General features: G+C 41.9%; 13 protein-coding genes and 1 riboswitch. Of the genes, 8 read left to right on the top strand and 5 right to left on the bottom strand.

Annotated features, from left to right (window positions below):
* Positions 1 to 420: 420 nt before the first annotated feature.
* Entirely contained in the window at positions 421 to 1557 is a 1137-nt protein-coding gene (locus PQ469_RS13155; protein WP_274213369.1) for a cysteine desulfurase family protein, read from the bottom strand.
* A 290-nt stretch (positions 1558 to 1847) separates the two neighbouring features.
* A complete protein-coding gene (glmM, locus tag PQ469_RS13150) occupies positions 1848 to 3230 on the bottom strand; it encodes a phosphoglucosamine mutase (RefSeq protein ID WP_274213368.1) in 1383 nt (460 codons plus the stop codon).
* 276 nt (positions 3231 to 3506) lie between these two features.
* On the opposite strand from glmM, the gene PQ469_RS13145 reads away from it, so the two are divergent.
* Positions 3507 to 4070: a phosphatase PAP2 family protein gene (locus tag PQ469_RS13145; RefSeq protein ID WP_274213367.1), complete on the top strand. Its 564-nt coding sequence runs from the start codon at positions 3507 to 3509 to the stop codon at positions 4068 to 4070.
* Positions 4070 to 4786 (top strand): ZIP family metal transporter, encoded by a 717-nt coding sequence (locus PQ469_RS13140; protein ID WP_274213366.1) that lies wholly within the window; start codon positions 4070 to 4072, stop codon positions 4784 to 4786. The genes PQ469_RS13145 and PQ469_RS13140 overlap by 1 nt, the downstream gene beginning before the upstream one ends.
* 92 nt (positions 4787 to 4878) lie before the next feature.
* Here the strand turns inward: PQ469_RS13140 and PQ469_RS13135 are convergent, their stop codons facing one another.
* Entirely contained in the window at positions 4879 to 5943 is a 1065-nt protein-coding gene (locus tag PQ469_RS13135; RefSeq protein ID WP_274213365.1) for a M20 family metallo-hydrolase, read from the bottom strand.
* A 141-nt stretch (positions 5944 to 6084) separates the two neighbouring features.
* On the opposite strand from PQ469_RS13135, the gene PQ469_RS13130 reads away from it, so the two are divergent.
* The 4 genes from PQ469_RS13130 to PQ469_RS13115 all read left to right on the top strand — a co-directional run bounded on the left by PQ469_RS13130 (position 6085) and on the right by PQ469_RS13115 (position 11066).
* Complete coding sequence (locus tag PQ469_RS13130; protein ID WP_274213364.1) at positions 6085 to 6753, top strand: basic secretory protein-like protein; 669 nt, start codon at positions 6085 to 6087, stop codon at positions 6751 to 6753.
* A gap of 284 nt (positions 6754 to 7037) precedes the next feature.
* Positions 7038 to 7148: riboswitch (SAM riboswitch) on the top strand.
* A 245-nt stretch (positions 7149 to 7393) separates the two neighbouring features.
* Positions 7394 to 8713, top strand: a complete 1320-nt coding sequence (locus tag PQ469_RS13125) for an O-acetylhomoserine aminocarboxypropyltransferase/cysteine synthase family protein (RefSeq protein WP_274213363.1) — start codon at positions 7394 to 7396, stop codon at positions 8711 to 8713.
* Positions 8714 to 8799: 86 nt separating this feature from the next.
* Positions 8800 to 9855, top strand: coding sequence for a homoserine O-acetyltransferase family protein (locus PQ469_RS13120; protein ID WP_274213362.1), 1056 nt, complete (start codon positions 8800 to 8802; stop codon positions 9853 to 9855).
* On the top strand, positions 9855 to 11066 hold the full coding sequence (locus PQ469_RS13115) for a homoserine dehydrogenase (RefSeq protein WP_274213361.1): 1212 nt from the start codon (positions 9855 to 9857) through the stop codon (positions 11064 to 11066). Before PQ469_RS13120 ends, PQ469_RS13115 begins: the two co-directional genes overlap by 1 nt.
* 105 nt (positions 11067 to 11171) lie before the next feature.
* On the opposite strand, the gene PQ469_RS13110 is transcribed toward PQ469_RS13115, so the two are convergent.
* Both PQ469_RS13110 and gpmA read right to left on the bottom strand, forming a co-directional pair.
* Entirely contained in the window at positions 11172 to 11657 is a 486-nt protein-coding gene (locus PQ469_RS13110; protein WP_274213360.1) for a hypothetical protein, read from the bottom strand.
* Positions 11658 to 11740: 83 nt separating this feature from the next.
* The gene (gene gpmA / locus PQ469_RS13105; RefSeq protein WP_274213359.1) at positions 11741 to 12430 is read right to left on the bottom strand and encodes a 2,3-diphosphoglycerate-dependent phosphoglycerate mutase; all 690 of its coding nucleotides are present in this window, start codon (positions 12428 to 12430) and stop codon (positions 11741 to 11743) included.
* A gap of 104 nt (positions 12431 to 12534) precedes the next feature.
* Between gpmA and PQ469_RS13100 the strand changes: the two genes are divergently transcribed.
* The gene (locus PQ469_RS13100) at positions 12535 to 13125 is read left to right on the top strand and encodes an acetate uptake transporter (protein ID WP_274213358.1); all 591 of its coding nucleotides are present in this window, start codon (positions 12535 to 12537) and stop codon (positions 13123 to 13125) included.
* Positions 13126 to 13148: 23 nt separating this feature from the next.
* Positions 13149 to 13532, top strand: a complete 384-nt coding sequence (locus PQ469_RS13095) for an SRPBCC domain-containing protein (RefSeq protein WP_090651008.1) — start codon at positions 13149 to 13151, stop codon at positions 13530 to 13532.
* The last annotated feature ends 10 nt before the right edge of the window (positions 13533 to 13542 follow it).

Here is a 13542-nt window from a genome sequence, read left to right as displayed (position 1 = left end):
AACCTATCGTCATTGCGAGTATCCATCAGGATGATCCTGAAAAAAATGGGGATGACGTGTAACGAAATATAGTTAAATCAATGTCCAAAACTACCGTCATTGCGAGGCAAGAAGCAATCCCAAACTATATGGGACTTACATGTCGGGGATTGCTTCGTGCCTCGCAATGACGGATATTTGATATTGACAATCAGTGACTTATAAACACGTCATTATAACGTACGAAGCAATCCCCAACTATGTGGGAGTTAGCATATAGAGGATTGCTTCGTACCTCGCAATGACGGTAGTTTGATATTGATGGTCAATAACTTACAAACACTTTATTGTAAGCGTAGCGCGGCAATCGCGGACTGTTCAAAGCGGATATACGTAGTTGGCGATTGCTTCGTCCCCCGCAATAACACACTAATCAGCAATTTACGCGCTCACCAAACAAAGTTCCTTTACCTTGGCTACCGTGAAATCAACTTCGTCTTTGGTGTTGTATTTGGAGAAAGAGAATCTTACCGATGGTCTGGATGAGCTTGCACCTATCGAGGTAAGTACATGCGAGCCAATATCGGTGCCCGAGCTGCAGGCGCTGCCACCTGATGCTGATATGCCACTGATATCTAAATTAAATAACAGCATATCGGCCATTTCCATTTCCGGGAAAGCAACGTTGAGTACAGTGTATAAACTTTTTTCAGGATCGGTTTCGCCGTTGAAATTTACGCCGGGAATTTCGCTGGTTAATTTACCCAGCATGTATGATTTTAGGCCCTGTATATGAGCCTCGTGTTGCTCCATTTCGGCATAAGCCAACTCCAAAGCTTTTGCCAGGCCAACAATTCCGTAAATATTTTCGGTACCGCCACGCATGTTGCGCTCCTGCGAGCCGCCATATATTAAAGGCTTTATTTTAATGCGGTGGTTAATGTGTAAAAATCCAACACCTTTAGGCCCATGCAGTTTATGACCGGCGCAAACCAAAAAATGAGTTTTAAGCTTGCTCAGGTCATGCTGGTAGTGTCCCATGGTTTGTACCGTATCGCAATGATAAATGGCGTTATAAGCCTCGCAAAGGTCGCCAATGCGGTTCATATCCGATAAGGTGCCAATCTCGTTGTTAGCGTGCATAATAGATACAAAACTCCTGGCATTGTCTTTTAGTAAAGTTTCCAGGTGATCGTAATCTACATTGCCTTTACTATCAATATTAACAAAACTTAATTTGATGGTACCCGATTTTTCCATAGCCTCCAGCGTATGTAATACGGCATGGTGCTCAATGTGGCTGGTTATGGCATGGGTAATACCATGATCAATTATGCCGCAGCGGATAGCGGTATTATCGGCTTCGGTACCGCTTGATGTAAAAAATATCTCGGCAGGCGAAGTATGCAGCAACCCGGCTATGGTTTTGCGCGATTTTTCGATTAACGTGCGTGCCTCCCTGCCGTGTGAATGGATTGACGATGGGTTCCCATAATGGTTTTCCATCACTTTATACATTTCTTTTAAAACTTCAGGGTCAAGCGGCGTAGTAGCAGCATTATCAAAATAAACACGCATCGTTATAGTAATTATTGATTTATTGAATTACTGAATTATTGAATTAAACAGATCCTTCGATCAACAATTCATTAATCCGATAATGCAACAAATGGGTCAGTTAACTTGTAAAAACTCTTTATTAAATTAAGACTTAATGATTGGAATTAACACACATCGTTATCGTAATCAATGAATTAAACTGATTCTTCAATCAATAATTCAGTAATTCAATAACTCAATTATTAATTCAAACTTAATGATTCGGTTAATGCCTAACTCAATAATTCATTAAATCAATAATCCAAAAATTAATTCAAAATCTCTTTAATATCAGCGATTATCTTATTTGCCAGCCCGTTTGCAACCGTTTCTGAATTGCCCTCGGAGTAAATACGGATAATCGGTTCAGTATTTGAACGACGCAAATGTACCCATTCTTTATCAAATTCTATTTTCAAACCGTCAATTGTTGAGTGCGGTTGCTTCATATATTTTTCTTCAACCTTACTCAAAAGGGCATCAATGTCCATTTCGGGGGTTAAAGTGATCTTATTTTTCGAAATAAAATAACCGGGATATGACCGGCGCAGGTTTGAAACCGATTGGCCGTATTTAGCCAGGTGGGTTAAAAACAAGGCAATACCCACTAAAGCATCGCGGCCATAATGTATTTCGGGATAAATAATGCCGCCATTACCTTCACCGCCAATAACAGCATTAACCGATTTCATTTTGTTAACCACGTTCACCTCTCCTACTGCCGATGCGTGGTATTCGCCGCCGGCAGTTTCGGTAACATCGCGCAACGCGCGGGTTGATGACAGGTTGGATACCGTATTGCCCAAATTATTCTGCAGCACATAATCGGCCACTGCAACCAGCGTATATTCCTCGCCAAACATGTTGCCATCCTCGCAAACAAAGCAAAGGCGGTCAACATCAGGGTCGACAGCTATCCCCAAATGGGCGCGTTTATTTAATACTTCTTTTGACAAAGCTGTCAGGTTTTCCGGCAACGGTTCCGGGTTATGCGGAAAATTGCCGTCGGGCTCGCAATACAATTCGTGAACGGTATTTACACCCAATGCTTTTAGCAAGGCAGGTACAAAAATACCTCCGGTAGAATTTACACAATCAATTACAATATTAAAATCGGCCTTCTTTATAGCTTCCACATCAACCAGTGGCAAAGCCAGTACAAGGTCTATATGTTTTTGAAGCCAGCTATCGTCCATCGTAACTTTACCAAGATCGTTCACATCAGCGTACGTAAAATCGCTGTTTTCGGCAATTTCCAGCACTTCTTTACCATCCGCATCGCTTATAAATTCACCATCGGCATTAAGCAGTTTAAGCGCGTTCCATTGTTTAGGGTTGTGGCTTGCGGTTAAAATAATGCCGCCTGCTGCCTGCTCGCCTGTAACTGCAACTTCAACAGTTGGCGTGGTTGAAAGGCCAAGGTCAATTACATCTATGCCAAGGCCTTGTAAGGTACCTATTACCAGGTTATTAACCATGGCGCCCGATATGCGGGCATCGCGGCCTATCACAATTTTTTTGATTCCCGATTTTTTTACTGCCCAGGAGCCATAAGCCGACGTAAATTTTACAATATCCAGCGGTGTTAAACCATCGCCGGCGGCACCACCAATGGTACCGCGTATCCCCGAAATTGATTTTATAAGTGTCAAAATTGTATTTGTTTTTGTTGGACAAAAGTAAAATATTTAAACGACAGGCTTGTACAATTTATATTTTTCTGCAAACGTTTGCTCAGTAAAAAAGGCCTCAAACAACTTCAAAAAACTATTTTATAACTATTTGCTTCTTTTACCACAGATAACGCCGTTTAGCTTTTATCTGTATATAGCTGGTAAAACATGAGTCTTTTATCTGTAATTAGCCGCCTGCTATAAAACTTGTTTAAAGTATTTGATAACTTTGGGGCTTTACTATAAAATTCATCAATGCCTGATTACATCTTACAACTCGACCGGCATTTATTTTATTTCATCAACCACGACCTGACTAATCCGTTCTTTGATCTGGTTATGCCCTGGTTTCGTAATCCTAAATTCTGGATTCCGCTGTATATTTTCATTATTGTTTTTTCTTTATGGCGATATAAAAAAGTGGGCGCTATAATCATCGTCCTGTTAGCAACAACTGCTGGCTTTGCCGATTTTACGAGCGCTACGCTCATCAAGCACCAGGTACAAAGGCTTCGCCCCTGCCGCGATCCGGTAGTTGGTTTAACCGATATTAACCGCATTCCATGCGGTACGGGTTACAGCTTCCCGTCAACCCATGCAACAGATCATTTTGCCATGGCTATATTTTTATGCCTTGTTTTTGGCAAAAAATGGCGCTGGGTATGGTTTGCTGCAATTTTTTGGGCCGCGCTGGTGTCATTTGCCCAGGTGTATGTGGGAGTGCATTTTCCTGTTGATGTAATTTGCGGGGCTATTTATGGCTCGCTTGTAGGGATGCTGTTTGCCTTTATTTTTAAAAGAATACAACCTGCCTTTTAATGGAGATCTGGAAAGTTTTACTATTGTTTTTAAGCGCCTCATTTGGTGGTTTATCTGTTTTTTTATTCAGGGGCGATAATCATAAAATGCTCAAGCTTGTGTTGTCTTTCAGCGGGGCATACCTGTTTGGCATAACCGTTTTGCATTTAATACCTGATGCTTACCACGGCAATGATAATTATGTGGGCGTATTTATCCTGATCGGGTTTCTTTTCCAGATTGTTTTAGAGCTATTTTCTGACGGCATTGAGCATGGCCACATGCACAAACACCAGCACGACCTGGTGGTTTTTCCGGTAGGTATTATGGTAAGCCTTTGCCTGCACGCTTTTTTAGAGGGCATGCCATTGGCGCAAGGTAACCAGGATCAGTTGGTTTATGGCATAGCATTGCACCATATACCGGCCGCATTTGCTTTAGGCACCGTGCTGCTTACCAACAAGCAAGGCCGTAATAAAACCGTGTTTTTCATTTTGTTATTTGCCGTAATGGCGCCGGCCGGATACTTTTTTAGCAATACATTAAGCACCGGCAACATTGGTAACCTGCAGCATTACTTTAACCGGATAATGGGTATGGTTATTGGTATATTCCTGCACATATCCACCACAATTTTATTTGAATCAAGTGCCGATCATAAATTCAATTTACGAAAAATGGGGGCTGTGCTTTTGGGTGTCGCTATTGCGTTGGCCGGAAGCTCCCTAACCGATTAAGCCCCCTAACCCCCTAAAGGGGGAACCATAGTTGAAAATTCAAATTAGTAATTCAAAAAGTTCCCCCTTCAGGGGGTTAAGGGGCTTAGGGGTTAATTAATGCTCTTTAACATTTTGATATACAATTCAATCCCCTCCTTTATCTCATCTATATATACAAACTCATCAGCGGTGTGTGACCTTGCCGAATCGCCAGGGCCAACTTTGACGGATGGGATATCCAGCAACGACTGATCTGAAGTAGTTGGAGAGCCATAAGTTGTACGGCCCAAAGCTAAACCTGCCTGCACAATAGCATGCTCTTTGGGAATTGATGATGGTTTTAAGCGGATAGATCTTGGCTTTACATCGCAGCTTACATGCTGGCGGATGATTTCCAGAACCTCCTCATTTCGGTAGGCATCGGTAACCCGAACATCAACAGTAAACACACAACTTGCCGGCACCACATTATGCTGCGAACCTGCGTTGATAATAGTAACCGACATTTTGATCGGCCCAAAAACTTCCGATTCTTTAGGGAACTTAAAGCTGCGGAACCACTCAATATCTGTTAGCGCTTTATAGATAGCGTTATCACCTTCTTCGCGGGCTGCATGGCCGGCTCGGCCATGAGCGGTACAATCCAGCACCATTAAACCACGTTCGGCAATGGCCAGCTGCATTAGTGTAGGCTCGCCTACTATTCCGAAATCAAGCTTACCCAGTTCGGGGATAATCAATTCAAGTCCGTTTACGCCAGAGATCTCCTCTTCGGCAGTGGTCGCCAGGCAAAAATTATATTTCAGGTTTTCCCTGTCATGAAAATAAAGAAATACCACTATCAACGATACCAGGCACCCGCCGGCATCATTGCTGCCCAGGCCAAATAGCTTACCATCTTCAATCCTGGCATCATATGGGTCGCGTGTGTAACCAGAGTTAGGTTTCACGGTATCGTGATGTGAGTTGAGCAGTATTGTTGGCTTTGCCGGATCAAAATGCCTGTTCCAGGCCCAGATATTGTTAAGCTTGCGATGGGTGGTTACACCGTGTTGTTGTAAAAACTCGTTAATCAGATCTGCGGTGCGGTCTTCTTCTTTACTGAATGATGGTATAGATATCAGCTGCTGCAATAATGTAACTGCCAACTGGTATAAATTGTTGCTATCGGTCATAGATGTCGGGATAATTCCCATGAATGTTATGCGGGCAAAATTAATAACTTTTTATGTAACGATACTGATAAACGAATGGTATTAATATTCGGGTTTAAATTAAAATTGTAGTTTTGAAATTCAATCTATTTATCCAAAACAATGAAAAAAACATCAATCTTATCTATCCTGTTTTTAATGCTGATGGCAGGCACTTCCTACGCCCAGCAAACCAGTAACTACAACAAAAACGGTTACAAGCTTACCTTTATCAACTATGATAATACGCTTGATACCGCATTGAAAACCAAACTGATAAACACGTTTTATAGAGTATATCCTGAGCTGGCAAATGCCTACAACAAAAAAACACTGAAAGCAGTTACCATGATTATAGATACCAGCTACAAAGGCGTTGCCGAAACTGCAAACGGCATTGTTACCATAAGTTCGCGCTGGATGCACCAACGCCCGGAAGACATTGATGTAGTAACTCACGAAGTAATGCACATTGTACAGGATTATGGCCAAAGCACCGGCCCGGGCTGGTTAACAGAAGGTATTGCCGATTATGCCCGGTTTAAATTTGGCGTTAATAATCCGGCAGCAAACTGGTCGTTACCGGCATACAAGACCACTCAAAATTATGATAACAGTTACCGCGTTACCGCGCGTTTCCTGGCGTGGCTGGAAAAAAGCAAGCCTGGAATTGTGAAAACTTTCGATGGCAAAATGCGCGACCATACTTTTACCGACGATACCTGGAAACAGCAAACCGGCAAAACGCTGGATGAACTTTGGAAAGATTATTCAGCAAACCCAACTGTCTGAAATCAGAATTAACAGAATGAACCTCTGTCTAAACCGGAATTTGTCGAATTATTTGAATTTCCAGAATTTTGAAAATTCAAATAATTCCTTAATTCGACAAACTCCCGTTTAAAAAAACATTTGCATATACAGGTTGTTTAAGCAGGCGAAAGGGTAAGTAACATCTACCCTTTCGCCTTTTAATAAAAATAAAATTTGGTATTTAAATAAATATCCGCTTATCTTTGAAGCATTATTTGGTAGCAATACCATAGTCAATCAATTCTCCGCATAGTTCGGGTATTGATTTATAAAGAAGCGGCGAGAGATCAGGCTCACTGACCCGCTGGCAACCCTTCAATTTTGGAGAAGGTGCCAATTCCTGTCCCGGCAAATAACACCGGGGGATATAAATTTATAGCCATGAAAAGTTTTAATACAATTACTAAAAGCAACATTTTTAATACCCAAAACGGTAACATGCAACATATTAGCCCTTCTATCGGCAATATTTGTATGTGTTGCTGCTGTTGATGTTTAATACGTCCCTTTTTTCAATCCCTGAAAACATACGTGTTGTAAAACTGGTAAACATTTTATCAGCTTGCTAAAATCCATCTAAACAACAAAATTTAATTATAACCTTTCAAAATCTACAACTATGTCAGCCTTAAAATTCGAAACCTTACAATTACACGCCGGCCAGGAAGTTGATCCTACTACAGGCTCACGCGCGGTACCGCTTTACCAAACTACTTCGTACGTATTTAAAAGTGCCGAGCATGGTGCCAACCTGTTTGCACTAAAAGAGTTTGGCAATATTTATACCCGCTTAATGAACCCCACTACCGATGTGTTTGAAAAACGCATTGCCGCTTTAGAAGGTGGTGCTGCGGCTTTGGCCACTGCATCGGGCCAGGCCTCCCAGTTTATCGCTTTAAATAACATATTACAGGTTGGCGATAATTTTGTGAGCTCGCCATTCTTATATGGCGGCACTTACAACCAGTTTAAAGTAGCCTTTAAACGTTTGGGCATTGATGTGCGTTTTGCCAAAGACGATACCGCCGAAAGCCTTGAAGCTTTAATAGATGATAAAACCAAAGCCATTTACCTGGAAACTATAGGTAACCCTGGTTTTACAATTGCCGATTTTGATAAAGTTGGCGCGCTGGCAAAAAAATACGACTTGCCGCTTATTGTAGATAATACTTTTGGAGCAGGCGGCTATTTATTCCGTCCGTTGGAGCATGGCGCAAGCGTAGTAGTACAATCAACCACCAAATGGATTGGCGGCCATGGCACCAGCATTGGCGGTGTTATTGTTGACGGTGGCACTTATAACTGGGGCAACGGCAAGTTTCCGCAGTTTACCGAGCCATCCGAAGGTTACCACGGGTTGGTTTTTGCAGATGTATTTGGCATTGGCGGTCCGTTTGGCAACATTCAGTTTATTATTCGTGCACGTGTAGAAGGATTGCGCGATTTTGGCCCTTCGCAATCGCCGTTTAATTCATGGCTCAACATCCAGGGATTGGAAACACTATCATTGCGGGTGCAACGCCATGTGGATAATACATTGGAACTGGCCAAATGGCTTGATCAGCATCCGCAGGTAGCATCAGTAAACTATCCGGGATTAGCATCATCCCCGTACCACGAATTAGCAAAAAAATACCTGAAAAATGGTTTCGGAGCGGTGTTGTCTTTCGAGATTGATGGCGATAAAGAAGCAGCGGGTAAATTAATTGATAACCTGAAACTGGTAAGCCACCTGGCCAATGTGGGCGATGCTAAAACATTGATCATTCAGCCATCTGCAACAACACATCAGCAGCTATCAGATGAAGAACAGCTTTCGGCAGGCGTTACCCCAACATCGTTAAGGGTAGCGGTTGGTATTGAGCATATTGACGATATAAAAGCAGATTTTGAACAGGCATTTGCCAAAATAAAAGAGGCGCAGGCCGAATTAGCGTAGTGGTGAGTAGTGAGTGGTGAATGGTGAGTGAATAAAAACCTCACCACTCACTACTGCCCATTCACCACTATCAACATGATAGAAGAATGAATACAGAAATATTTAAGTACACACAAACTTTTGAGCTGGAATCGGGCGAACAACTACAGCAACTGGAGATAGGCTTTCATACGTATGGCCGCTTAAACAAGGAGCGGGACAATGTGGTATGGGTATGCCACGCCCTGACAGCTAATGCCGATGTTTTTGATTGGTGGAAAGGTTTTGTGGGCACTGGAAATAAATTCAACCCGGAAGAACATTTTATAGTTTGTGCCAATATTTTGGGTTCGCCATACGGTACAACCAACCCTTTAAGCACGAATCCGGCAACTGGTTTGCCGTATTTTTTAACATTCCCGCAGTTTACTATCAGAGATATAGTAAAAGCACACCAGTTATTAGCCAGCCATTTGGGCATCGGCAATATTCATATCCTCATTGGTGGCTCATTGGGCGGCCAGCAGGCCATTGAGTGGGGTATTATTGAACCAAACCGTATCAAAAACCTTATTTTGATAGCCACCAACGCGCGTCATTCGCCATGGGGCATCGCGTTTAATGAGTCGCAGCGTTTGGCTTTAAGTGCTGACACGACCTTCAACAATAACACTATCGAAGGTGGGCAAAACGGCTTGAAGGCTGCCAGGAGCATAGCCCTGCTCTCTTACCGTACTTATAAAACTTACGGTATAACACAACAGGAGGAGGTTGATAGCAAAACCGATAATTTTAAGGCATCAACCTACCAGGATTACCAGGGCCAAAAGCTGGTGAACCGGTTTAATGCCTATAGCTATTGGTATTTAACCAAGGTGATGGACTCGCACAATGTAGGCCGTAACCGAAATGGTGTTGAGAAAGCACTAAGCCTTATCAAAGCCCGTACCCTGGTTATTGGCATCAAGTCGGACGTGTTATTTACCATCGAGGAGCAGGAATACCTGTTCAGGCACATTCCCAAATCGGCCTTTGCCGAACTGGATTCGTTTTATGGCCACGATGGTTTTTTAATTGAAACAGAAGCATTAACAAATATTATCACATCGTTTTTTAAAACTGATGTAAAAGGAAAAATTATAGAATTGCAACGTACAGCGTAATGAGTAAAAAGTTAAGTATAGGATTATTTGGATTTGGCGTAGTTGGACAGGGGTTATATGATATCATCAAGACAAAAAATTTAAACATCGAAATTGTAAAATTTGCTATCAAGGATCCGCACAAAGAAAGGTCCCTGCCGGCAGATTTATTCACCACAGATAGAGACGAGTTGTTAAACAACCCGGAGATTAATACCATTGTAGAATTGATTAACGATACTGAAGCGGCTTTTGAAATAGTATCAAGAGCATTAAGCAGCGGCAAAAACGTGGTATCGGCCAGTAAAAAAATGATAGCGCTTCATTTGGAAGAGTTGATTGAGCTACAGCATACGCATGGCACGTCATTATTATACGAGGGCGCGGTTTGCGGTAGCATCCCTATTATCCGTAATCTGGAAGAGTATTATGATAATGAATTACTGCACTCTATAAGTGGAATTTTTAACGGATCATCTAATTATATTCTATCCAAGGGCTTTATTGAGGGGCTTGATTATGATAGCGCCTTAAAACAGGCGCAAGACCTTGGTTTTGCTGAGACCGACCCAACCAGCGATGTAGGTGGTTACGATGCCAAATATAAGCTGGTAATTGCTGCGGCACATGCCTATGGCGTTATAGTACAGCCAGATGAAGTTTTTAATTTAGGCATCCAGAACCTTGCTGCCCAGGATTTACAATATGCCCGCGAAAAGAATCTGAAAATTAAACTGGTTCCGGTAGCTAAAGAATTGGACGATAGCAATGTGGCCATGTTTGTATTGCCTAAATTTGTTAACAGTACCGAATTTTTATATAACGTGGAGTACGAGTACAATGGTGTAACAGTGCAGGCCGCTTTTGCCGACCAACAATTCTTTTTTGGAAAAGGCGCTGGCGGCCATCCTACCGGATCGGCCGTGCTATCAGATATAGCTGCATTGCGCTATAGCTATCAGTATGAATACAAAAAAGCCAAGGAAAAAACCGGACTTCAATTTACCAATAATGTAGAGTTTGACATCTATTTAAGGTATGATGACGAACGTTTGGTAGAAGATTTGAAATTTATATCCATAAAAGAGCGCTATTACTCAGGTGATTATAAATTTGTGATTGGAAAAGTTAATTTACAAAACCTGATTGATAACCAATCGCAAATAGCTGAAGGAAAGGCATTTGTTGCATTTGCTGGTCAGCTTACCGGGGTTGGCCTGGCGTCAGTATAAGCGGGCCTCAGCGCGTCAATGTATATTAAATCTACTTTATTGAGTTTACAAATAAGAGAGGCCCGGACGGGCCTCTCTTATTTGTAGGGATTTAGTATCTGTTTATTATTTCGCAAAAAAGATAGCTATGCGCTTACCAAAGGCCACTGCTAAAATACCTACAAATACTTTTGTTATCGATGATATTACCGCGTTTTTATCGTTTTCGCTGGACATGTTGTATATGCGGTACAGCAAATCAGGAACGTTATTAACAATAAGCAGGCCACCGATGATAATAAGTGCTATCTCGTATATCACTTTTCTATCAGCAAACAGTTTTACATTTTCTTGCTTATCTGTTGCGGTAGTAACTGCCCTGGTAATCAACTTCGTACCGGCTATTAAAAAAATAGACAAGGCCAGTATAAAAATAAAGTTTATGATATTTAACCAAAACAGGTTCATTTGCTCAGAAGCATGGTCGGAGCCTGAAAGAGCATTAAACGTTTTTAAAAAGGTGAAAAAACCGGGGACTTTGGATAGGTTGGAAACCAACAGGTAAACACCAAGTATCTTTATGGTTATTTCATAAATATCAGACTTCTTCATTTTTTGTTTTAGCGTATGGTTTATAGTTAATCGGGACGACTAAGATAAACAAATACGCTGCATATCTCCATGAAAATCAAATCTCAATCCAAATAATAATGCCTTATCTGGTTTAACCCGTGGTCCAGTTCATAAACCCATGGTGTAGCTGTGGGGATTTCAAGTTGAGTCACCTGCTCATCGGTAAGGCAATCTATATACTTAATTAATGAACGCAGGCTGTTGCCATGGGCAACTACAATTACCTTTTGGTTGCGGCGCATAGCACTTACAATGGTTTCGTTCCAAAAGGGCAATACCCTATCCATTGTCTCGCTAAGGTTTTCGGTGAGTGGTAGCTCGCGATCTGTTAAATTTTTATAGCGCAAATCGTGACCGGGAAACCTTGGATCATCGCGGGTAACAGCAGGCGGGTGTTCATTGGGGTCGCGCCGCCATTTTTGAACCTGTTCGGCACCGTATTTGGCTATGGCTTCATCTTTGTTCATTCCCTGTAACGCGCCATAAAAACGTTCATTAAGCCGCCATGATTTTTCAACCGGAATCCATAAATGATCCAACTCCTCCAATATAAAATGCATGGTTTTAATTGATCGCTTTAAATACGAGGTAAAACCGACATCAAAGTTATAACCATTTTTTTTAAGGATCTGCCCTGCTTTGTGGGCTTGCTGATAGCCATTTTCAGACAAATCGACATCTTCCCAACCGGTAAAACGGTTTTCGAGATTAAAAATACTTTCACCGTGGCGTATCAATACTATTTTTTGCATAGGTATTTACTTAACGCAAAAGTAAGTGCAGAGTTGTAAATAAAATTGTAAAATAATCATAAATCAATTAGCTTGCGTTATAAACCAACTAATACTAAACCAACATGATCCCTACTACACCTGCCCCTGTAAAGGACGGCATTGCTAATCCGGCGCCGCTTGGGCTTTGCGCCTTCGGTATGACCACCGTTTTGTTAAACATCCATAACGCCGGTTTTTTTGAAATGAACGGCATGATACTGGCTATGGGCATTTTTTACGGCGGCCTGGCACAGGTTATTGCAGGCGTTATTGAGGCAAAAAAGAATAACACATTCGGGCTAACTGCATTTACATCGTACGGATTTTTCTGGCTATCGTTAGTTGGCCTTATTGTAATGCCAAAACTGGGCTGGGCTACAGCAGCATCTGAAGGCGCTATGTGTGCTTATTTATCAGTTTGGGGAGTATTCACCTTGCTTTTGTTTTTTGGCACGTTAAAATTGAACCGCGCATTGCAGTTTGTTTTTGGATCGCTAACCATATTATTCTTTTTATTAGTGGCGGGCGATGCAACAGGTAATCCTGCTATTAAACACCTGGCGGGTTACGAGGGTATTATTTGCGGCGCATCGGCTATATACACTGGTATTGCCAATGTGTTAAATGAGGTTTACGGTCGTGTGGTATTACCAATAGGACCTGTAAACGTTTAAAATAATCTTGCTAAATTGCGCAGGTGAAAGATTTTAAAAAATACTACAGCATACCGGCAACGCCCGACGAAATTTATATGGCCCTTACCAATCCCGTCACTATTGAGTTATGGACAGGTGAAACAGCTCAAATGAGTACCGAACCAGGGTCGGAATTCTCTATGTGGGATGGCAGCATTGTTGGTAAAAACATAGAATTTGAGCCCGGCAAAAAAATTGTACAGCAATGGTATTTTGAAGGTAAATCAGACGATTCAATAGTTACCATAAAACTACACCCCGATAAACAAGGCACATCTGCCGAAGTTAGGCACACCAACATACCCGATGAGGATTTTGATGACATTGCCGATGGCTGGACCCATAGCTACTTTGGCGGATTGATAGACTTTTTTGAAGGCGAGTGACGGCCGGAGG

It is taken from the genome of Mucilaginibacter sp. KACC 22773, from assembly GCF_028736215.1.
GTDB lineage: Bacteria > Bacteroidota > Bacteroidia > Sphingobacteriales > Sphingobacteriaceae > Mucilaginibacter.
The sequence above is the reverse complement of the archived record's forward strand: the minus strand, read 5'-3'. Positions and strand labels throughout refer to the sequence as shown.